Annotated in this window: 19 protein-coding genes and 1 pseudogene; 9 read left to right on the top strand and 11 right to left on the bottom strand. The window is 61.8% G+C overall.

The genetic code is table 11. The annotated features are described in order from the left end of the window. Position 1: 1 nt before the first annotated feature. From C1X29_RS07220 to C1X29_RS07230, 3 genes are read right to left on the bottom strand one after another with little or no spacing between them, the layout of a single operon-like run. Positions 2–328 (bottom strand): DUF3325 domain-containing protein, encoded by a 327-nt coding sequence (locus C1X29_RS07220; RefSeq protein ID WP_085746973.1) that lies wholly within the window; start codon positions 326–328, stop codon positions 2–4. Then, a complete protein-coding gene (locus C1X29_RS07225; protein WP_102717139.1) occupies positions 329–1,918 on the bottom strand; it encodes a PepSY domain-containing protein in 1,590 nt (529 codons plus the stop codon). Continuing rightward, the gene (locus C1X29_RS07230; protein ID WP_085746971.1) at positions 1,915–2,220 is read right to left on the bottom strand and encodes a DUF3649 domain-containing protein; all 306 of its coding nucleotides are present in this window, start codon (positions 2,218–2,220) and stop codon (positions 1,915–1,917) included. Before C1X29_RS07230 ends, C1X29_RS07225 begins: the two co-directional genes overlap by 4 nt. A 175-nt stretch (positions 2,221–2,395) precedes the next feature. On the opposite strand from C1X29_RS07230, the gene C1X29_RS07235 reads away from it, so the two are divergent. The 3 genes from C1X29_RS07235 to fecA all read left to right on the top strand — a co-directional run bounded on the left by C1X29_RS07235 (position 2,396) and on the right by fecA (position 6,246). Further along, entirely contained in the window at positions 2,396–2,884 is a 489-nt protein-coding gene (locus tag C1X29_RS07235; RefSeq protein WP_102717172.1) for a sigma-70 family RNA polymerase sigma factor, read from the top strand. Then, positions 2,881–3,810, top strand: a complete 930-nt coding sequence (locus tag C1X29_RS07240; protein ID WP_102717140.1) for a DUF4880 domain-containing protein — start codon at positions 2,881–2,883, stop codon at positions 3,808–3,810. Before C1X29_RS07235 ends, C1X29_RS07240 begins: the two co-directional genes overlap by 4 nt. A gap of 102 nt (positions 3,811–3,912) precedes the next feature. Further along, complete coding sequence (gene fecA, locus C1X29_RS07245) at positions 3,913–6,246, top strand: TonB-dependent Fe(3+) dicitrate receptor FecA (protein WP_102717141.1); 2,334 nt, start codon at positions 3,913–3,915, stop codon at positions 6,244–6,246. A 71-nt stretch (positions 6,247–6,317) separates the two neighbouring features. Here fecA and C1X29_RS07250 read toward each other — a convergent pair whose 3' ends face one another. Together C1X29_RS07250 and C1X29_RS07255 are read right to left on the bottom strand one after the other, a co-directional pair. Beyond that, on the bottom strand, positions 6,318–6,725 hold the full coding sequence (locus C1X29_RS07250; protein WP_007957262.1) for an HPF/RaiA family ribosome-associated protein: 408 nt from the start codon (positions 6,723–6,725) through the stop codon (positions 6,318–6,320). A 200-nt stretch (positions 6,726–6,925) separates the two neighbouring features. Further along, positions 6,926–7,873 carry a LysR substrate-binding domain-containing protein gene (locus tag C1X29_RS07255; RefSeq protein ID WP_011332523.1) on the bottom strand — a complete coding sequence of 316 codons (948 nt, stop codon included), beginning with the start codon at positions 7,871–7,873 and terminating at the stop codon, positions 6,926–6,928. Between the two features lie 135 nt (positions 7,874–8,008). Between C1X29_RS07255 and C1X29_RS07260 the strand changes: the two genes are divergently transcribed. From C1X29_RS07260 to C1X29_RS07270, 3 genes are all read left to right on the top strand, one after another. Continuing rightward, a complete protein-coding gene (locus C1X29_RS07260) occupies positions 8,009–9,385 on the top strand; it encodes an L-serine ammonia-lyase (protein ID WP_102717142.1) in 1,377 nt (458 codons plus the stop codon). Between the two features lie 63 nt (positions 9,386–9,448). Beyond that, on the top strand, positions 9,449–10,750 hold the full coding sequence (locus C1X29_RS07265; protein WP_007957257.1) for an HAAAP family serine/threonine permease: 1,302 nt from the start codon (positions 9,449–9,451) through the stop codon (positions 10,748–10,750). A 199-nt stretch (positions 10,751–10,949) separates the two neighbouring features. Next, positions 10,950–11,267 carry a DUF3509 domain-containing protein gene (locus C1X29_RS07270; protein ID WP_102717143.1) on the top strand — a complete coding sequence of 106 codons (318 nt, stop codon included), beginning with the start codon at positions 10,950–10,952 and terminating at the stop codon, positions 11,265–11,267. On the opposite strand, the gene C1X29_RS07275 is transcribed toward C1X29_RS07270, so the two are convergent. Then, complete coding sequence (locus C1X29_RS07275) at positions 11,264–11,764, bottom strand: phosphate-starvation-inducible protein PsiE (RefSeq protein ID WP_102717144.1); 501 nt, start codon at positions 11,762–11,764, stop codon at positions 11,264–11,266. The genes C1X29_RS07270 and C1X29_RS07275 overlap by 4 nt on opposite strands. Positions 11,765–12,057: 293 nt before the next feature. Between C1X29_RS07275 and C1X29_RS07280 the strand changes: the two are divergent. Then, positions 12,058–12,297 (top strand): annotated as a pseudogene (locus C1X29_RS07280) (YebG family protein); the annotation flags it as partial. Between the two features lie 185 nt (positions 12,298–12,482). On the opposite strand, the gene C1X29_RS07285 reads toward C1X29_RS07280, so the two are convergent. After that, positions 12,483–13,502 (bottom strand): Glu/Leu/Phe/Val dehydrogenase dimerization domain-containing protein, encoded by a 1,020-nt coding sequence (locus tag C1X29_RS07285; protein ID WP_085608113.1) that lies wholly within the window; start codon positions 13,500–13,502, stop codon positions 12,483–12,485. A 184-nt stretch (positions 13,503–13,686) separates the two neighbouring features. Here C1X29_RS07285 and C1X29_RS07290 point away from each other — a divergent pair, with 184 nt between their 5' ends. Then, positions 13,687–14,490: a SirB1 family protein gene (locus C1X29_RS07290; RefSeq protein ID WP_102717145.1), complete on the top strand. Its 804-nt coding sequence runs from the start codon at positions 13,687–13,689 to the stop codon at positions 14,488–14,490. On the opposite strand, the gene C1X29_RS07295 is transcribed toward C1X29_RS07290, so the two are convergent. The 4 genes from C1X29_RS07295 to hmgA all read right to left on the bottom strand — a co-directional run bounded on the left by C1X29_RS07295 (position 14,414) and on the right by hmgA (position 19,147). Continuing rightward, positions 14,414–15,811: an aromatic acid/H+ symport family MFS transporter gene (locus tag C1X29_RS07295; protein ID WP_102717146.1), complete on the bottom strand. Its 1,398-nt coding sequence runs from the start codon at positions 15,809–15,811 to the stop codon at positions 14,414–14,416. The two genes, C1X29_RS07290 and C1X29_RS07295, sit on opposite strands and share 77 nt — an antisense overlap. Positions 15,812–15,892: 81 nt before the next feature. Continuing rightward, on the bottom strand, positions 15,893–16,531 hold the full coding sequence (maiA, locus tag C1X29_RS07300) for a maleylacetoacetate isomerase (protein ID WP_102717147.1): 639 nt from the start codon (positions 16,529–16,531) through the stop codon (positions 15,893–15,895). Between the two features lie 12 nt (positions 16,532–16,543). Further along, complete coding sequence (fahA, locus tag C1X29_RS07305; protein ID WP_102717148.1) at positions 16,544–17,848, bottom strand: fumarylacetoacetase; 1,305 nt, start codon at positions 17,846–17,848, stop codon at positions 16,544–16,546. Between the two features lie 3 nt (positions 17,849–17,851). Beyond that, on the bottom strand, positions 17,852–19,147 hold the full coding sequence (hmgA, locus tag C1X29_RS07310) for a homogentisate 1,2-dioxygenase (RefSeq protein ID WP_085746961.1): 1,296 nt from the start codon (positions 19,145–19,147) through the stop codon (positions 17,852–17,854). Between the two features lie 163 nt (positions 19,148–19,310). Between hmgA and C1X29_RS07315 the strand changes: the two genes are divergently transcribed. After that, positions 19,311–20,093, top strand: a complete 783-nt coding sequence (locus C1X29_RS07315) for an IclR family transcriptional regulator (RefSeq protein ID WP_085746960.1) — start codon at positions 19,311–19,313, stop codon at positions 20,091–20,093. The last annotated feature ends 4 nt before the right edge of the window (positions 20,094–20,097 follow it).

The following is a 20,097-nucleotide window of genomic DNA, read 5'->3' on the forward strand; positions in this document are numbered from 1 at the left end:
GTCAGTTCAAGGCCCACGCAGCGACCGGGCTGGCGAGCAGGCTCAGTCCGGCCATGGTCAATGCCAAACGTGGTCGATAGGGCAACAACAGCACCAGAGTCAGCGCGCTGAGCATCAACACCGCGCACCAGTCGACCAGACCGAAGCTCCAGCCCTTCATGAAAACCGCCGCCCAGAGCGACAGCCCCAGCAACATCCAGCCTGCGAGCTTCAGACCTTGCCGACGGCGGGCCGAAGGTTTGTGGCCCAGCAGCTCTTCGTGATGCCGGGGCATCGCCAGGCACAGCGCGGTGAAAGCGGAATAACAGAGCAACAGCGCCAATAGCATTCAGTTCGCACCTTGCTCGAGGGTGATCGGCCGGGCCTTTTCGCGGGCTGGTTTTTTCACGCTGACGGTGTACCCGGCGCGCTGCATTTTTCGGGCAGCCCAGGCGAGGAAAAGGCCGCTACCCAGACACGTCAAGTCGAAACCGGCCAGGGCCCAGTCGCCTTCGGGCAATGTCACGCCGAGGTGATACGGGGAAGTCAAACCGTTAAGAAGCGGCACTGCGACAAACAGTGCGGCTCCCAGCGACAGCTGTTCGACCCAGGCCTTGCGGCCCGGTCGCGCCAGGGCGTGCACCACACTCAAACCCCAGGTGATGAAGAACGCGTTCACTTCCCAGTCGTCACGCCCGGCCAGACTCACCGGCAGCAGACGATTGGCCCAGAAGAACACGGCGACCGCTGCCACCAATCCGGCCATGCTGGCGATGTTCAGCACTTCCACCAGCCGCAGTTCGAAAGGCATCACTCCCGTCTTGGCGTGTTTGAGCTGACGCTTGCCGAGCCAGATCACCAGCCCGGTGCCGATCATCGCCGTGCCGGCCAGACCGCAGATGAAATACAGCCAACGCAGCACCGGCCCGGCAAAGTGCCCCATGTGCAAACCGTAGAAACTGCCGGCCACTGCCATCGCCATCGGCTGTTGAGATGGGGTGCCGATGATTTGCCCGCTGACGCCATTGAAAGTCACCGCGCTGCCGGCATCGTTCACCACCCGGTCGGAACCCGCACGGGACATCACCACCGAGGCGTTGGCATCGCCCGAATTGTTCACGCTGATACGCCCGACATGTCCACCCGACCATTGCTCGCTGGCCGACCGCAACAGTGGCGCCAGCGGTGCCAGTATCGCCGGTTGACCGGCAGGCTCGGGAACGTTGGCGGCGGGAAACACCTCGTCGTAAAACGCCCGGACATTGTTGCCGTACGAAGCCAGAATGCTCGCCGGCATCACCATCGACATGAAGATCACCAGGCTGCTGTAGGTGATCATCAGATGAAACGGCAGCACCAGCACACCCACCGCGTTGTGCCCGTCGAGCCACGAACGCTGGCCCTTGCGGGGGCGGAAGGTGAAGAAGTCCTTGAAGATTTTCTTGTGGGTAATGATCCCGGTGATCAGCGCGACGAACATCACCATGGCGGCAATCGTGGAGAGCCAGCGCCCCCACGGATAAGGCATTTGCAGCTGGAAATGGAAGCGGTAGAAGAACTCGCCGCCCATGCTTTCCCGGGCCTGCACTTCGGCGCCGGTTTGCGCGTCGAGAGTCTTGCTGATGAACTGGCCGCGCTCGCCGGGCCTGGCCGGGGCCGGTTGCCAACGCACACCCAGGCCAGGATCGCGGGCATCAGGCAGGTCGATCAACCAGCGTGAAGCACCGGCCGCGTGCTGTTGCAGGTAGGTTTGCGCCAGGGTCAGGCTGGCCTCGGCATTCAACGGGCGGGCGGGGATTTCCGGTTGCATCCAGTGACTGGTTTCATCCTTGAAATAGGCCAGGGTTCCGGTGAGGAAAATCGCAAACAACAGCCAGCCGAAAATCAGCCCGGTCCAGGTGTGTAGCCAGGCCATCGCCTGCCGGAAGCCCTCTTTCATGCCAGACCCAGACCGCGCGCAGCGCCGGAAACGGTGGCCAGAATCACGCTCGGCACCAGCAAACCGACCCACGCCGACCATGCGCTGCGACAGGCGAAACACCAGAGCACCGCCACCAGATAGACCAGAAACGAAACGGTCATGCCGGTCACGACCGCTTCGGCGCGGTTCAGCGGCAGCCACAGCGTCAGCGTGACACTGGCCAGCGCCGCGACCAGATAGCCGCCGAACACCGCCGCGAGCACCCGCGAAGTGACGGCCAGACGATAGGACATGGGAAGAGCGGCGAGTTTGGCTTTCATGTTTCGACCCTGAAACGGTTAACGCCCGGCCAACACGCCGAACGACAGGCGAGCAATATTAATGATAAATATTCTCATACGCAAAAGAGTCTGATTGCCGGCGGGCATTCACGACCCTACAATGCGAACCATTCTTGTTCTCTAACGCATCCCGCATGCGCCCGGAGTAATGCCGTTGTCGTCCGCCCATCCTGTCGAATCGCTGTATCAGGCCCACCACAGCTGGCTCACCGGCTGGCTGCGGCGCAAACTCGGCTGCCCGGACAGCGCCGCCGATCTGGCTCAGGACACCTTTATCCGAGTGCTGACCGCTCGCGAAACGCCGGTGATCATCGAGCCGCGCGCATTCCTCACCACCCTGGCCAAGCGCGTGCTGTTCAATCATTACCGTCGTCAGGATCTGGAGCGCGCCTACCTCGACACCCTGGCGCAGATGCCGGAAATGGTCGCGCCTTCGGAAGAAGAGAAAGCCATCATCCTGCAAACCCTGATGGAGCTGGATCAGTTGCTCGACGGTCTGCCGCGCGCGGTCAAACGTGCATTTCTGCTGGCGCAGGTCGATGGCCTGACCTATCCGCAGATCGCCGCCGAACTGGGCATTTCCGTGGCGACGGTCAAACGCCATCTGAATAAAGCGGCGATGCGCTGCTACTTCGCCCTGTGAATCCGCCGATGGATTTTTCCGCGCAGGTCGCCGAACAGGCGGTGCACTGGTTGCTGGAAATGCAGCAAGGTCAACTGAGCCCGCGTCAGCAACAAGCCTGGCAGCAATGGATCGACGCCCACAGCGAACACCGCCGTGCGTGGGAGCACATTCAGCGGGTCAATTCGCGGTTGCGCGGGTTGTCGTCGCCACTGGCCCACGCCGCGCTGAATGCGCCGAAGTCAGGCAGCCGTCGTCAGGCGCTGAAGTTGTTGCTGATTCTCGGCGCTGGCTCGGCGGTCACCTGGGGGATGCGCGAGCACAATCCGTTGCCATCGCTGCTGGCCGATTACCGCAGCCCGGTTGGTCAACGCCGCAAGATCTCGCTCGGCGCTGGCGGCCAATTGCAGCTCAACACCGCCAGCGCGGCGGATGTCCGGGGCGATGGCCTGATCCGTCTGCTCGAAGGCGAAATGCTGCTGACCGCCACTCAATCTTTCGAAGTGCAAACCGCGCAAGGCCTGCTGAAAACCCAGGGCGCACGAATAAACGTGCGACAGTTTGCCGACCGCACGCAGATTGCACTGTTTGAAGGTCGGGTCGAATTGAATGCGCAAGGTCGCGCGCCGATGCTGCTGCCGGTCGCCCGACAACTGAGTTTCAGCACCACCGGCGTCAGCGCGGCAAAACCGCTGGACGCCAACAGCGGTGCCTGGGCCGACGGCATGCTGGTGGCGGCGCACATGCGCCTTGGCGACTTCCTCGATGAACTGGGTCGCTACCGCCGCGGGCAGCTCCATTGCGATGCGAAAGTTGCTGAATTGCTGATCTCAGGGACTTATCCACTGGACGACAGCGAGCGGATTCTCGATCTGCTGGAAATCAGCCTGCCGGTGAGAGTGAAGCGTTTTACTCGCTATTGGGTGACGGTCGAAGCCAGAGCCTGATCGCTCCGCGCCCCTGTAAAAAATAAATGAGCCGTTTTTCAGATCTGGCGTGACAGAGAAGGAAAGCCCCCCCTTGATTCAACCTTCTCAGGACCGTCCTCCATGCACCCCACCCGCCTCACGCCGCTGGCCCGAACCCTGCGCAACCTTGTCCTCGGCGCCAGCCTGAGCTTCAGCGCCCTTCCCCATGCGCTGGCTGCCGACACCAAGGCTTACCACATCGCCCCGTCGTCGCTGGAGAATGCCCTCAACCAGTTCGGCCGCGAAGCCGGTGTGCTGATTTCGTTCGGCTCGCAGGTTACCAGTGGTGTGCAAAGCCGTGGCCTCGAAGGTAGCTACACAACCGAGCAAGGTCTGAATGCACTGCTTGAAGGCACCGGTCTGCAAGCTCGCGCCGAAGGTGGAAATGCCTTCAGCCTGCAACCGTCGAACGACAGCGCCCTGGAGCTGGACACCTCGAAAGTGGTCGGCGACTGGCTCGGTGAAGCCGCACAGGTCAACGTCTTCGAACATCCCGGTGCCCGTGACGTGATCCGCCGCGAAGAGTTCGAACGCCAGGGCGCGACCCAGGCCCGTGATGTGCTCAACCGCATTCCCGGCGTCAACGCCCCGGAAAACAACGGCACCGGCAGCCACGACATGGCGCTGAACTTCGGTATTCGCGGCCTCAACCCGCGCCTGGCCGCACGTTCGACGGTGTTGATGGACGGCATTCCGGTGCCGTTCGCGCCTTACGGTCAGCCGCAGTTGTCGTTCGCGCCGATCAGCATGGGCAACATGGACGCCGTGGACGTGGTGCGCGGTGGCGGCGCCGTGCGTTACGGCCCGCAGAACGTCGGTGGCGTGGTCAACTTCGTGACCCGGGCGATTCCGGACGAGCCGACCGTGAAAGGCGGTTTCCAGACCGAAACCAGTCCTTCTTCCAGCCATGACGGCTTCAAGACCAGCGCCAACCTGCTGGCCGGCGGCACCAATGCCAACGGTCTGGGCGGCGCGTTGCTGTACTCCGGCACTCGCGGTGGTGACTGGCGCGAACACAGCGATACGGAAATCGACGACCTGATCCTCAAGGGCAAATACCAGCTCGACGAGGCCAACAGTTTCAACGCCATGGCCCAGTATTACGAAGGCAAGGCCGACATGCCCGGCGGCCTCAATGTCGCCGATTACGATGCCGACCCGTATCAGTCGACCCGGCCGAAGGACCAGTTCTGGGGCCGTCGCACGATGTTCAATTTCGGCTATCGCTATCAGGAAGATCGCCGCGAGTTCACCGCCAATACCTTCTTCACCAAGACCCTGCGCAGCGGCTATCTGGATCAGGGCACGTTCCTGTCGCTGTCGCCGCGCGAATACTGGGTTCGCGGTCTGGAAACCCGCTTCGCCCAGGGCTTCGATCTCGGCGCCACCAGCCATGAAGTCGGCGTCGGCTATCGCTACATCAACGAAGCCGGTCACGAACTGCGCTACCGCACGCCGATCGCCAGCAACGAATACCCGACCACCAACAGCCGCAACGACCGCGACACGCGCGGCGGCACCGAGGCCAATGCGTTCTTCGTCGATGACCGGATCGACATCGGCAAGTGGACCATTACGCCGGGCGTGCGCTACGAGATGATCGAGTCGCAGCAGACCAACAACCTGACCAACGTCAAATACAAAGGTGACTACAACACCGCGCTGCCGGCGCTGAACGTGCTGTATCACCTGACCGACAGCTGGAACCTGTACGCCAATACCGAAGGCTCCTTCGGCAGCGTGCAATACAGCCAGATGCCCAACCGCGTGAGCAGCGGCGAAGTGAAACCGGAGAAGGCCCGCACCTGGGAAGTCGGCACCCGTTACGACAACGGCGCGCTGCGAGCCGAGATCGGCGCGTTCCTGATCAACTTCGACAACCAGTACGAAAGCAACCAGACCAATGATTCGGTGATCGCACGTGGCGAAACCCGCCATCAGGGCATCGAGACCAGCGTCAATTACGCTCTCGACGACTTGAGCCCGGCGCTGGCCGGCTTCGATGTCTACGCCACTTACGCCTATGTCGACGCAACCATCCGCGAAGACGGGCCGAACAAGGGCAATCGTGTGCCGTTCTCGTCCAAGCACAAAGGCACAATCGGCGTCGGTTACACCGAAGGGCCGTGGAAACTCAACCTGGACAGCAGCTTCCAGAGCGACCAGTTCGCCGACAACGCCAACACCTCGAAAGAAAGCGCCGACGGCAGCACCGGCAAGATCCCGGGCTACATGCTGTTCAGCAGCCGCGCCGGTTATGACTTCGGCCCGCAGCTGTCGGACCTGAACGTGGCGGTGGGGGTGAAGAACATCTTCAACACCCAGTACTTCACCCGTTCGTTCGATGACAACAACAAGGGCAAATATGTCGGTGAGCCGCGCACGGTGTACGTGCAGACCTCCGTCGCTTTCTGACCCCCGCTGAAAACAGAAAGGGCCTGCAATTGCAGGCCCTTTCTCATTGGGTGGCTTGGAAAATCAGCGCATCAACTGTTGATCGCTGCCTGTTCGTTCTCGTCAAACTCCTCCGCCAACAGCTTGTCATTGGCTTTGCTTGTGAATGGCACCACGGCGGCTCGCGGTTTGCCGCGCAGTTTGCCAAACAGGTGCTCCAGCGCGTGCTCCAGTTTTTCGGCTGCACCATCGATCGCCTGTTCCAGCGAATCGGCTTTGTGGGTGACGGAAATCGGTTGATGGCCTTTCGGCCGCGCTTCCAGTTGGCAGCGCAAGTCATGGGGACCCGGCTTTTCACCGTTCTCGTCGCTCAGATGGACTTCGACACGGGTCAGGTCTTCCTCATAACGGTCGAGCGTGCTCTCAATTGTGGTGCGTACCCACTCCTCCAGTCGTTTGCTGCTTTGAATATGGTTGTCGCTGTTGACTTGGATTTGCATAGTTCATCCCTTATTTCAGCTAGCTCGCAAGAGGCCTGGAACAGGATTTCGTGACCTCTTGATTACAACAATCGGCCCGCCGGACGAACATTTCAACCCCTTAAAAAAGATAAATATTCATTCGCAAAAAAAGCCGGACAACCGAGTAAAGCGCTGGTAAGGTCGGGAGTTGGGTCGCCCCGCCCCTCCGAAAAATCTGCTCACAATTGGCCATCACCCAACGGGTGCAGGCTGCGGAAAATCCCCGCCTCTTCCACCAGCCAGTCATGCACCGCCCGCACGCCCGGATGGCTCAACGCCCCCGGCGCGTAGAGCAATACATAGCGTTTGTGATTGGGCACCGAAATCCCGAATGGCACGATCAACGTCCCCCGCTCCAGCTCATCGTTGAGCAACGTGCGTCGGGCAATCGCCACGCCCATGCCGGCAATCGCCGCTTCGATGGTCAGGTGGTTGCGATTGAACGTGTGCCCGCGCCGCACATCGGCACCCTCGAAACCGATGGCATTCAGATAAAACTCCCACTCCGCGTATTCATAGCTGCCGCGCCAGGCGGTGATGTCATGCAACAGCGGGAAGTGCACCAGATCCGCCGGCCCGTGCAGCGGCGGCCGCCCGCGCAACAGACCCGGCGCGCACACCGGGAAAATCTGCTCGTCGAGCAAGGCTGTGGATAACAGGCCCGGATAACTACCGTCGTTCAGGTCGATGGCCAGGTCGAAATCCCCCTCATGCAATGGCACGCTGCTGTCCTCCGCCACCAGCCGCAACTGGATGTCCGGGTAACGCTGTTGCAGACGCGGCAGGCGCGGGGTCAGCCATTTGCTGAGGAACGATGGAATCGAGCGCACCCGCAGAATCCCGCTGATCATCCCCGCATCCAGCCGACGCAATTCCGCGTCGATGCTGCCGTAAGCCTCGTTGACCGTGATCGCCAGTCGCTGCCCTTCCGCGCTCAGCTCCACACCGCGCGCGCGGCGATGAAACAGGCGAAAGCCAAGACGTTCTTCCAGCTGTCGGATTTGCTGACTCACAGCCCCCGGCGTGATGTGCAGTTCCTCGGCACAACGGGTGAATGACAGGTGCCGCGCGGCACAGGAAAACACCTGCAGCCAGACGTAAGTCTGGGCGTGCAATTGACGACTCATGGTTTAGTCCTGCTAAAGGCTTACTTAGGAAGTTTCGTTAGTCACGTTGAAGCGAGGTAGGCAGTATCGCCGACATTGCGCTTGTCCTACAAAAAATGGCAGCGATTCCTACTCCATTGCTTGTAAGGGTTTAGCATGGCTATCAGTGTTTTCGATCTATTCAAAGTCGGCATCGGCCCGTCCAGTTCCCACACTGTCGGCCCGATGCGCGCTGCGGCGACCTTCGCCCAGGCGCTGATCGACCAGCATTTGCTGAACGATGTGCAGCGGGTGGAAATCCGTTTGTACGGCTCGCTTTCGGCCACCGGCGTCGGCCATGCCACTGACCGTGCAACGGTCATGGGCCTGATGGGCGAATGGCCGGACAGCATCGATCCGTCGACCATCGAGCCACGCATCCAGCAACTGCGCGAGACCGGCCAACTGTCTCTGGCCGGTGAACGTTCGATTGCCTTCAACTGGCAGCACGATCTCCTGCTGCTGGACGAGAGCCTGCCCTACCACCCGAACGCCATGTCGCTGACAGCCTTCGGTGCATCCGGGCAACTGTTCGAGCAAACGTACTACTCGGTCGGCGGCGGTTTCATCATCGAAGCGGCCGAAGCGGAATCGGGTGTGGCGCCGGCCGGCGACGTCGAGTTGCCTTACGAATTCTCCAGTGCCGTCGAACTGCTGGCGCTGTGCAAGCAGCACAACCTGCGGGTTTCCGAACTGATGATGGCCAACGAACGGGCCTGGCGCAGCGACGCCGAGATCCGTCAGGGCCTGTTGCACATCTGGTCGGTGATGCGCGAGTGCGTCGAGCAAGGCCTGCGTCACGAAGGCGTCCTGCCAGGCGGTCTGAATGTTCCCCGTCGTGCGGCGAAATTGCACCGCAGCCTGCTGGAAATCGGCAAGCCGAACGTCATCAGTTCGACCCTGTCGGCGATGGAGTGGGTCAACCTGTTCGCCCTCGCCGTCAACGAAGAGAACGCCGCCGGCGGGCGCATGGTGACTGCACCGACCAACGGTGCCGCCGGGATCATCCCGGCCGTTCTGCACTACTACATGAAATTCAATCCAGACGCGTCCGACGATGACGTGGTCGCCTTCTTTCTGGGCGCGGCAGCGGTCGGCATCCTGTGCAAGAAAAACGCCTCGATCTCCGGCGCCGAAGTCGGCTGCCAGGGTGAGGTCGGTTCGGCCTGCGCGATGGCCGCTGCAGGTCTGGCCGATGTGCTCGGCGCCACTCCGGAGCAACTGGAGAACGCCGCCGAAATCGGCCTGGAACACAACCTCGGTCTGACCTGCGACCCGGTCGGAGGGCTGGTGCAGGTGCCGTGCATCGAGCGCAACGCCATCGCTGCGGTGAAGGCGATCAACGCCACGCAAATGGCCCTGCGCGGCGACGGCAAACACTTCATTTCCCTCGACCGGGTGATCCGCACCATGCGCGATACCGGCGCCGACATGCATGACAAATACAAAGAGACTTCACGGGGCGGCCTGGCCGTGAGCTGGGTGGAGTGCTGAGGAGCACTCCCTGACCGCCCGTAACACGTGAGCCCGAGCAAGAATAATAACGAGGCAAAAACGATGACCGATGTACGCACACCTGCTGCCGAAAATCCCGCTGTAGACCGCACACGCAACAACGAAACCGCCCACAAGGGCTGGAGCAAATTCGACACCACCTGGATGCTCGGCCTGTACGGCACGGCCATCGGTGCCGGCACCTTGTTCTTGCCGATCAACGCCGGTGTCGGCGGCTTCTGGCCGTTGCTGATCCTGGCGTTGCTGGCTTTCCCGATGACCTTCTTCGCGCACCGGGGCCTGACCCGCTTCGTGCTGTCGGGCCGCTCCGGTGACATCACCGAAGTGGTGGAGGAACACTTCGGCATCGGCGCCGGCAAACTGATCACGCTGCTGTATTTCTTCGCGATCTTCCCGATCCTGCTGGTGTACAGCGTGGCGCTGACCAACACCCTCAGCAGCTTCCTCGAACACCAGTTGCACATCGCCCCGCCGCCACGTGCGGTGCTGTCGCTGGCGCTGATCCTCGGCTTGATGGCCATCGTCCGCTGTGGTCAGAGCGTGATCGTCAAAGCCATGAGCGTGCTGGTGTATCCGTTCGTCGCCGCGCTGCTGTTGCTCGGCATCAGCCTGATTCCGAACTGGAACGGCGCATTCTTCGCCAGTGCTCAAGAACCGATGGAAATGTCGGTGTTCCTCAAGACCCTGTGGCTGGCGATCCCGGTGATGGTGTTCTCGTTCAACCATTCGCCGATCATTTCCGCCTTCGCCGTCGAGCAGAAACAACGCTACGGCGACCAGGCCGAACGCAAGAGCAGCGGCATTCTCGCCATGGCTCACGGCATGATGGTGGTGACGGTGATGTTCTTCTGCTTCAGCTGCGTGCTGGCACTGTCGCCGGCGGATCTGGCAGCGGCCAAGGCGCAGAACATTTCGATCCTGTCGTACCTGGCCAACCACTTCCAGACTCCGGTCATCGCTTACGCCGCGCCGCTGATTGCGCTGGTGGCGATCACCAAATCCTTCCTCGGCCACTACATCGGCGCCAGCGAAGGCTTCCAGGGCATGATCGTCAAAAGCCTGCGCAGCCGTGGCCGGGTGATGTCGGCGAGCTGGCTGAACCGTGCGACCGCGCTGTTCATGATCCTCAGCTGCTGGGCCGTGGCGACCTTCAACCCGAGCATCCTCGGCATGATCGAAACTCTTGGCGGGCCGGTGATAGCCTGCCTGTTGTTCCTGATGCCGATGTACGCGATCCGCCGCGTGCCGGCCTTGCGCCAGTATTCGGGCCAGGTGTCCAACGTATTCGTGGTGCTGATCGGCCTGATTGCACTGTCAGCGATCATCTACTCGGTTCTGCCCTGAAACGGGCCGCAAACGAAGAAGGCGAGCCATGGGCTCGCCTTCTTTTTGGCCGGATTCATTGTTCGACAATATTCCCGGCATGTCCCTTGCTACATCGCTGAAGGAGACAGGACCACGGAAGGGCCGATGGTCAGGTTTGGCGAACCAACCCGATCAAGGCCGGTCAACAACTGCACGTTCAATCAGGCGGTGACGCATCATGGACAATCCTTTTCAGATCATTACCGATGCCTTCGCGCCGGACTATCAGATCAACCTGAGCATTCAGGGCCTCGACGGCAGCATCATGCTGACCCTCTCCAATGGCGGCCGGATCGTCGCCAAACGGATGATCAGCGCCGAACAGCGCAACGATCCCAAGCGCCTGAAGCGCCTGGTTCAGAGCATTCAATTCGGCATCGCCATCGAGCAGGGTCACAGCGCCATGGCGATCCTCGATGCCATGACCCGCGGCGACGGAATCGCTCCGCCACCGCGTCAGGCCAAACATCAGCCCCGGCCAGCCGCCGGCCTTTAAAGTTCGCCCTTCTCCACTTCCGGATGTTCACTGGAACCCGTGCCGATCTTGCGGTGCGGGTTCTCGATTTTCACCGAAGGGAATTGCGACGAGGCGTAACGCACCACCAGAATCGAGAACGCCAGCAGCAGAATCCCGCCGCACAGGTAGATAATGCCCATGTCCGGCGGGTTGTGGTGCGAGACGTTGGAGATCAGCAGGCGGGTCAGTGCGGTGATCGCCACGTAGATCAGGAAGCGCACCGGCATGTGGTTGGTCTTGAAATAAATCCCGACCATCGCCCCCAGTTCCAGATAGATGAACAGCAACAGAATGTCATCGATCTTGATGCGCCCTTCCTCGAGCATCCCGAGAAATTCCATCACCGCCGCCCACGCGGTCACCGCACCAATGGCGAACAGCGCCAGATAGTGGAAGGTCTCGACGAACAGGTTGCCCAGGGACTCGGCCAGTTGGTGCACGTTTTGCCGCAGTTTCTCGGCCCAGTTGATTTTCACGTTGAAGATTCCTTAGCCCGGTTCGAGCGGATGTTGCTTGCTGGACGTGACGGTTATTGCACACGTACGCAGATGCATGCAGAAAAGAGGCCACGCCATCATGGCGAGGCGGCACGAAACCCGCGCCGTGGCGTTTGGTCGCACCTGTGCGCAGGCATCGGGCTGACAAAATCCGAATCCGGTCTACATTGAAAAGCCACTACCCAAAGCGCAGGGATTCGCTTATCCTTTTCGCTGTATATAGATACAGTAGTCGCAAAGACAACTTAATGTGAAGGCATGTGAGGTGGTGAATGGCCGTCGAAGTGGTATACCGCAGCAGCCGAGATCTGGAGCGCTTGTTCATGGATAAAGCCGAAGCTGACCGTCATGACAAAATGCTCGAACTGGCCGAACTGTTGGCCGAAGTGCTGGAAAAAGCCGTTCCTTCGTTGAGCGAGCAGCAAGTGGAAGAAGTCGGGATCTTCATGGCGAAGAACCGCGATGTGTTCGCCCGGGCGTTCAAGAGCCAGCCTGATGCACTGTCGGAGCTGATCAACGCACCGGCGGCACCGGTTGTGGCAACCGAGCCGGCAGACGTGGCCGAACCGGCAGAAGCGCCAGCCAAACCTGCCAAAGCGGCGAAGGCTGCGAAGTAAGCGACACTTGGATTGAAGCCTCTGAATTGAATAGCCCCTGAGTTGAAAGACTCGGGGGCTTTTTCATGCCCGGACAAACCTCAGCGGTACAACACCTTCTCCGCCAGCTCGTCCGCCACCCGCGCGGGTGAACGTTTTTCCGCCTGGGCGTGGGCGAAGACTTCAGTCAGGCGCGAACTGATCTTCGACAGGTGCGCGGTGATGGTCGTCAGTTCTTCGCCCCGATGCTTGAGGGAAACGTAGATCAGACCGCCGGCATTGATCACATAATCCGGCGCATACAGGATTCCGCGCCGTTCGAGTTGATCGGCGACATCCAGGTGCGTCAGTTGATTGTTGGCCGAGCCTGCCACCGCCGAGCAGCGCAACTGGGTGACCGTGTGGCTGTTGAGCACACCGCCCAAACCGCACGGCGCGAGGATGTCGCACGGCGTGCTGAGCAACGCGTCGTTGGCAATCGGATGGGCGTTGAGCTGTTCCATCGCCAGTTGCACCTTGCCGTGGTCGATGTCGCTGACCAACAGTTCGGCACCGGCTGCGTGCAGCTGTTCAGCGAGGGCATAACCGACGTTGCCCAGCCCCTGAATCGCCACGCGCAAGCCTTCGAGGTTATCGCTGCCCAGCCGCGCCATGGCTGTGGCACGAATTCCGGTGAACACGCCCATCGCCGCATGCGGCGCGGGGTCGCCAGCCGAAGTGGTGCTGGTGACATGCTGGGTCTGCTGGGCGATGCAATCCATATCCGCCACTGACGTGCCGCTGTCGATGGCAGTGATGTAGCGCCCGTCGAGCTGATCGATGCAACGGCCGAAGGCTTCGAACAAGGCGCCGCGGTTTTCGACATGGGCCGGCCGCACGATCACGGCCACCCCACCGCCCTGGGCGAGACCAGCCAATGCGGCCTTGTAGCTCATGCCCTGGGCCAGGCGTATGGCGTCCTCGACCGCGGATTCGTCGTTCGGATAGGCGAGATAACGACACCCGCCCAGGGCTGGCCCGAGGCGACTGTTATGAATGGCAATGACCGCCTTCAATCCGGACACCGGATCAACGCTAAGGTGCAGCGATTCCAGGCGAGTGCTTTGCATGAGAGCGAACATCGGCAGGCTCCCGAATCACTTCTGGTAGACGCCAGTATAGGCTTGCGCCTGAAAATTGCTGAAGCGCACGGGAATAAGGCCCGACAGCGACCAATGCGTTGCGGCATAACCCGATGGCAGAGCGGCCCGGCACTGGACGAATGGCAAAGACGGGGCTAAAACGAGGCATGCCCCGGAGATTGAGATGAGTCCGCGCCAACGTTTCTTCGAGTGTCTGCACCGTTCACCGCCCGCGCTGTTCGAAGCGGCGTTGTGGATGGCTGCCGAGCACGACAAACAAGCCGATCCCGAAGCGCTGTTGCAGGAATTCAAGGAACTGCAGCAGCGGGTCAGCTATGGCTTGCCGTTGCTGCCGGTCAGCGAGCTGGCGCAACCGTTGCTGCGGCGCATGACCGATCTGGGGTTTGCCCAGGATGATTTCGTACCGCTGCGTCCGCAGGCCGCAATGGTGCACAAAGTCATGCAGACCAAACGCGGCCAGCCGCTGGCGCTGGCATTGATCGCCCTGGAACTGGCTCGTGGCCTGGAGATTCCGCTGGTGGGCGTGAACTTCCCCGGGCATTTCCTGCTGAAGGTTCCCGGGGCCGATCACCTGCTCGATCCGTGCGGCGGACGGCGCCTGTATCCGAACGACTGCCGCGAACTGCTGCACCGCCAGTACGGCCATCAGATGAAACTCAACGCCGACCACCTGCTGACTGCCGAACCGATGCAGATGCTTCAGCGTCTGTCACGCAACCTGCGCCAGCTGCACCTGACCCACGACGACTTCATCGCGGCGCTGATCGATGCCGAGCGCGTGCTCGAACTGGGCAACGCCAGCGCCGCCGACTATCTGGCCCGGGCCAGTCTGTACCAGCGCCTCGATTGCCCGAACGCCGAGCGTTTCGATCTGGAGCACGCGCTATTGCTCAGTGACGACCCGATTCAGCGACTTCGCCTGACGGAACGGCTGGGGCATCTGCCGCCGAACGCGGTTGTCCACTGAACAGCGCAGTGGCTGGCGAACGCACCTGAATGATCAGCAACGCCGCAATCACCGCCGGAATCGCGCAGAAGAAGAAAATCTGCTCCACCGGAATGTGCATCGCCAACAACAGGCTGCCGAACAGCGGCCCGAGAATCGAGCCGAACCGCCCTACTCCCAATGCCCAGCCGGTGCCGGTGGCGCGCACGTGCGCCGGATAGAAATTGCTGGCGAACGCGTTGAGCGTCAGTTGCCCGCCGATGATGCAAAACCCCGCCGCAAACACACAGGCCACCAGATAACGCGGATTGTCGTGATTCAGGCCCAGCAGGATCGTGCACACCGCCGCGCCAGCCAATACGCCGGACAACAGTCGTACTTTGCTTTTCAAACGGTCGGCGAACCACGCCATGCAAATTGCGCCGAGCGTGCCGGCGAACAGGAACATCGACGTCACCAGGTTCGCTTCATTGAGTTTCAAGCCACTTTCCAGCAGCAGTGACGGCAGCCAGCTGATCATGAAATACAGCAGGATCAGGCTCACGAAAAACGTTGCCCAGATCAGCAAGGTCGGGCGTGCGTAACCGTTGCGGAACAACTCCACCACGGTCAGTTTGCTGCCCTGCTCGCGTTCGTTCTGCTCGACCGATGCGGCCGGTGGCTGCCAGTCCGGCAGCATCCGCGCGGTGACTTTGCGCAGGCGTGCGTAGGGCGGCGCGTCACGCAGCAGTCGTGGCAAGGATTCCGGCAGCATCCACCAGAGAAACGGAAACAGCAGCAACGGCGTGACACCGCCGGCGAGGAACACTGCCTGCCAGCCGAAACGGTCGATGAAACCGGCCGCGACAAAACCACCCGCCGCACCGCCGAATGAAAAGCCGCACGCCGCCAGCGTGACCATCAACGTGCGCAGGCGAGGCGGTGAATATTCCGACATCAACGCCATGGCGCTGGGCATCGCGCCGCCCATGCCGATGCCGCAGATGAAGCGCGCGATCATCAGGGTATTCAGGGAATCGGCGAACACCATCAGGACGGTGAGACTGGCGTAGATCAGCACGCAGGCGAGCAGAATCCGTCGAACGCCGAAGCGGTCGGCCAGCGGCGTCACGGCGAGAGAGCCGAGGGTCAGACCCAGCAAGTTGGCGCTGAACACCGGGCCGAACGCGGATTTTTCCAGACCCCAGTCCTGCGCCAGCGCCGGCACCACGTAACCGAGCACCTGGGCGTCATAGCCGTCGGTGACCAGCAGTAAGGCAAGAAGAATCAGGAGTAACCACTGAAAGCGGGACACAGGACGGGCGTCGAGTGCCGCCCGGAAGCTGGCAATCTGGTTGTGCATCGCAAGGTACCTGTTTTGTTTTTATGATTTTTTGCGGGTAACCGGAATGGCTCCCGTGCGCTGCACGGGAGCCATCAAACGCTACTTCGGGGTGTCCGGCTGATTCGCCGGATGCGCCGCAATGAACGCCGGATGCTCAGCGGCCAACGCGGCCACCCGACGAATCCGTGGAAACGCCTCCAGCGAAACGTTGAACCGCTCGGCCGCGTACAGCTGTGGAATCAGGTACACGTCCGCCACGCACGGCCACTCGCCGAAACAGAAGCCGCTGTCGCCGATCAACTGCTCCACCGTCGCCAGCCCCTGACTGATCCAGTGGCCGATCCACTCGTTCACCTGCGGCTCGTCATGCCCCAGACCGCGCAGGCGATTGAGCACGCTGACGTTGTGCAACGGATGCACATCGCAGCCGATCACCGCCGCGACGCCGCGCACCTGGGCGCGGGCAACAAGGTCTTCGGGCAGCAACGGCACCTGTGGATAACGTTCCTCCAGATACTCGATGATCGCCGGCGACTGAATCAGCAACTTGCCTTCGTCAGTGCGCAGCGCCGGAACCCGACCCTGAGGATTGATCGCCAGGTACGCCGGTTGCCGATGCTCGCCACCCGGCGGTGCGATCAAATTGACCGGCAATGCCTGGTAGTCGAGGCCCTTGAGTGCCAGCGCGATCCGCACCCGGTACGACGAGGTGGAACGGTAATAGGTGTAGAGGTCCATGAGCCGCTCCTGTCAGCGCGCCGCCAGCAGGGTGCCACGGCATTCGCCGAAGCCGATCGAGGCAAAACCTTCGCGGGCGCAGCGGGCGCGCAGGATGATTTCGTCGCCGTCTTCAAGGAACTTGCGCACTTCACCGGACGCCAGTTCGATCGGCTTTTTACCGCCCTCGGTGATTTCCAGCAGGCTGCCGAACTGACCGTTTTCAGGGCCGGACAAGGTGCCCGAACCGAACAGGTCACCGGCCTGCAACTGGCAACCGTTGACACTGTGGTGCGCAACCATTTGCGCGACAGTCCAGTACATGTAGCGGGTGTTGCTCAGGGTCAGGCGATGGGCCGGCAGATTCTGCTCGCGCATTTTCTCGGTGAGCAGCAGCACTTCCAGCTCGATGTCGAAACCACCACTCTCCTGATCGCGCTTGTCGAGCAGGTACGGCAGCGGCTGCGGGTCACCTTGCGGACGCGCCGGCTGCGCGGTACGGAATGGCGCCAGCGCTTCGGCGGTCACCACCCATGGCGAGACACTGGTGATGAAGCTCTTGGACAGGAACGGGCCGAGCGGCTGGTATTCCCAGGCCTGGATGTCACGGGCGGACCAATCGTTGAGCAGGCAGAAACCGGCAATGTGTTCAGCAGCGTCACCGATGGCGATCGGCTCGCCCATCTCGTTGCCCTGACCGATCCAGATCCCCAGTTCCAGCTCATAGTCCAGCCGTGCGCACGGGCCGAAGGTCGGCTCGGTCGCGCCGGCCGGCAGGGTCTGGCCTTTCGGGCGGCGCACGTCGGCACCGGAGGCGCGCACGGTAGACGCACGACCGTGGTAGCCGATCGGCACGTGTTTGTAGTTCGGCAGCAGCGGGTTGTCCGGACGGAACAGTTTGCCGACGTTCTGCGCGTGTTCGATGCCGACGTAGAAGTCGGTGTAGTCGCTGATGCGCGCCGGCAGGTGCAGCTGGCAATCGGCAGCCAGCGGCAGCAGTTTCACGCCCTGGGCTTCAATGTTGCCGCGATGAGTGCTGCCCTCGCTGAGCAGTTCCAGCAGACGTTCGCGCAAGGCAACGCGGGCGTCGCGGCCGAGTTCGAAGAACGCGTTCAACTGACCGCCGCGCATGGCTTCGACAGCACTGCGCGCGACGCCGTCGAACAGACCGGCCTCCAGCGCCACTTGCAGATCGAAGATGTGTTCGCCAATCGCCACGCCCGCGCGCGGTGCCGAGCCGTCGATGCTGAACACGCCCAGCGGCAGGTTCTGCAGCGGGAATTCGGTGTGGTCGTTGGCCGAAGCGACCCAACTGCGGGTGATGGAATTCTGAGTCATGGGTTATCTCCGGGTCGGGTCGAACGTGGCGGGCAGCGTGGCCCAGCAGGCGTCGTAAGTGGATTGCAGTTGCGGGCAGTCGAGGGCGAAGCGGCTTGGGCGCAGCACCTGGCTGGTCTCGAACATGAAGGCCATGGTGTTGTCGATCTTGGCCGGCTTGAGGTCCGCGTTGATGGCTTTGGTGCAGGTCTCGCCGTCCGGGCCGTGGGCGCTCATGCAGCTGTGCAGGGACGCGCCGCCGGGCAGGAAGCCTTCGGCTTTGGCGTCGTACTCGCCCTGGATCAGGCCCATGAATTCGTTCATCAGGTTGCGGTGGAACCACGGCGGACGGAAGGTGTTCTCGGCCACCATCCAGCGCGGCGGGAAGATCACGAAGTCGAGGTTGGCCAGGCCGTGGACGCTGGTCGGCGAGGTCAGCACGGTGAAGATCGACGGATCCGGGTGATCGAAACTGACGGTGCCGATGGTGTTGAAGCGGCGCAGGTCATATTTGTACGGCACGTTGTTGCCGTGCCAGGCGACCACGTTCAGCGGCGAGTGATTGAGTTCGGTGCCCCACAACTGGCCGAGGAACTTCTGCACCAGGGTGGTCGGTTGTTGCAGGTTTTCGTAGGCGGCCACCGGGGTCAGGAAGTCCCGCGGATTGGCCAGGCCGTTACTGCCGATCGGCCCCAGATCCGGCAGACGCAATGGCGCGCCATGGTTCTCGGCGACGTAGCCGCGCGCTTGCGGATCTAGCAGTTCGACGCGGAATTTCAGGCCCCGTGGCAACACGGCGATTTCCAGCGGCGCCACTTCCAGTACACCCAGTTCGGTGGCGATGCGCAGGCGCCCGAGTTGCGGCACCAGCAGTAGCTCGCCGTCGGCGTTGAAGAAAACGCGCTCCATCGAACGGTTGGCGCAGTAGTGATAGATGCTGATGCCGGCCGGTTTTTCGGCGGCGGAGTTGGCCGCCATGCTCACCAGACCGTCGATGAAATCGGTCGGTTCGGCCGGGATCTCCAGCGGGTTCCAGCGCAGGCGATTGGGGGTCACTTCACCCAATGGTCCGCCCGCCAGTTGCCGCTCCAGTTTGACGAATGCCGGGTGATTGGCCGACGGCTGGATCCGGTACATCCACGTGCGCCGCGCTTCACTACGGGTCATGGTGAACGCGGTGCCGGAGAACAGTTCGGTGTACAGACCGTAAGGGGCTTTCTGCGGGGAGTTCTGGCCGACGGGCAGTGCGCCGGGCAACGCTTCGGAGCTGAATTCATTGCCGAAACCGGACTGGTAAGCCAGGGCTGAATCGAGGTTCATGGAGCCTCCTGAACAGGGAGTCGGCATGGCCGGACGCTCTGGATCGGAGGTCTTGGCACGCCGGGGTTATTTTTATCGTAATTCAATTACGCATAACGTAATTTGCTCGCTATCCAGCGTCAAGCTATAAAGACGCCCATTCGTTCCGAGACACGGCAGCACCATGGAAAAAACCAGCGACAGCAACGGCAAACAGAAAGTCCGCTCCGCCGAAGTCGGCACCGACATCCTCAAGGCCCTGGCCGAGTTGTCGCCGTCCACTTCGCTGTCGCGTCTGGCCGAACATGTGCAGATGCCCGCGAGCAAGGTTCACCGTTATCTGCAGGCCTTGATTGCCAGCGGTTTCGCAGAACAGAACACTGCCACCAACCACTACGGTCTCGGCCGTGAAGCGCTGCGCGTGGGCCTCGCTGCTCTGAACAGTATGGACGTGCTGAAAGTCGCCGCTCTGCCGCTGGCCGAGTTGCGCGACGAACTCAACGAAACCTGTTTCCTGGCGGTGTGGGGCAATCAGGGCGCGACCGTGGTGCACATCGAACCGGCGGTGCGCGCGGTGACGGTGGTGACGCAATTGGGCTCGGTGTTGCCGCTGCTCAGTTCCTCCACCGGTCTGGTGTTCGGCGCTTATCTGCCGCACCGGGAAACCGACGAATTGCGCGAACAGGAAATCGCCAGCGGCGGCCATCCGCTGGCAGACGAAAAAGCCTATGCGGCGTTGTGCGAGCAGATCCGCGAACGCGGTCTACATCATGTCCACGGCTTGCTGATGCCCGGCGTCGATGCCCTGTCGGCACCGGTGTTCAACGCCCTCGGGCAGGTCGCGGCGGTACTGACTATCGTCGGCCCGACCTCGCTGTTCCACGCCGACGAAAACGGCCCGGCGGCGCAGCGGTTACTGGCTGCGACGCGGGCCGTGAGCTGGCGGATGGGTTATCAGCCAGATTGATGAG

It is taken from the genome of Pseudomonas sp. GW456-12-10-14-LB2, from assembly GCF_002884345.1.
Taxonomy (GTDB): Bacteria; Pseudomonadota; Gammaproteobacteria; order Pseudomonadales; family Pseudomonadaceae; genus Aquipseudomonas; species Aquipseudomonas paraglycinae.

Bases quoted from the DNA above. Each gene is read 5' to 3' on its own strand.
- C1X29_RS07220 (WP_085746973.1), bottom strand. From the start codon at position 328: ATGCTATTGGCGCTGTTGCTCTGTTATTCCGCTTTCACCGCGCTGTGC.
- C1X29_RS07225 (WP_102717139.1), bottom strand. From the start codon at position 1,918: ATGAAAGAGGGCTTCCGGCAGGCGATGGCCTGGCTACACACCTGGACC.
- C1X29_RS07230 (WP_085746971.1), bottom strand. From the start codon at position 2,220: ATGAAAGCCAAACTCGCCGCTCTTCCCATGTCCTATCGTCTGGCCGTC.
- fecA (WP_102717141.1), top strand. From the start codon at position 3,913: ATGCACCCCACCCGCCTCACGCCGCTGGCCCGAACCCTGCGCAACCTT.
- C1X29_RS07250 (WP_007957262.1), bottom strand. From the start codon at position 6,725: ATGCAAATCCAAGTCAACAGCGACAACCATATTCAAAGCAGCAAACGA.
- C1X29_RS07255 (WP_011332523.1), bottom strand. From the start codon at position 7,873: ATGAGTCGTCAATTGCACGCCCAGACTTACGTCTGGCTGCAGGTGTTT.
- C1X29_RS07260 (WP_102717142.1), top strand. From the start codon at position 8,009: ATGGCTATCAGTGTTTTCGATCTATTCAAAGTCGGCATCGGCCCGTCC.
- C1X29_RS07265 (WP_007957257.1), top strand. From the start codon at position 9,449: ATGACCGATGTACGCACACCTGCTGCCGAAAATCCCGCTGTAGACCGC.
- C1X29_RS07270 (WP_102717143.1), top strand. From the start codon at position 10,950: ATGGACAATCCTTTTCAGATCATTACCGATGCCTTCGCGCCGGACTAT.
- C1X29_RS07285 (WP_085608113.1), bottom strand. From the start codon at position 13,502: ATGTTCGCTCTCATGCAAAGCACTCGCCTGGAATCGCTGCACCTTAGC.
- C1X29_RS07290 (WP_102717145.1), top strand. From the start codon at position 13,687: ATGAGTCCGCGCCAACGTTTCTTCGAGTGTCTGCACCGTTCACCGCCC.
- C1X29_RS07295 (WP_102717146.1), bottom strand. From the start codon at position 15,811: ATGCACAACCAGATTGCCAGCTTCCGGGCGGCACTCGACGCCCGTCCT.
- maiA (WP_102717147.1), bottom strand. From the start codon at position 16,531: ATGGACCTCTACACCTATTACCGTTCCACCTCGTCGTACCGGGTGCGG.
- fahA (WP_102717148.1), bottom strand. From the start codon at position 17,848: ATGACTCAGAATTCCATCACCCGCAGTTGGGTCGCTTCGGCCAACGAC.
- hmgA (WP_085746961.1), bottom strand. From the start codon at position 19,147: ATGAACCTCGATTCAGCCCTGGCTTACCAGTCCGGTTTCGGCAATGAA.
- C1X29_RS07315 (WP_085746960.1), top strand. From the start codon at position 19,311: ATGGAAAAAACCAGCGACAGCAACGGCAAACAGAAAGTCCGCTCCGCC.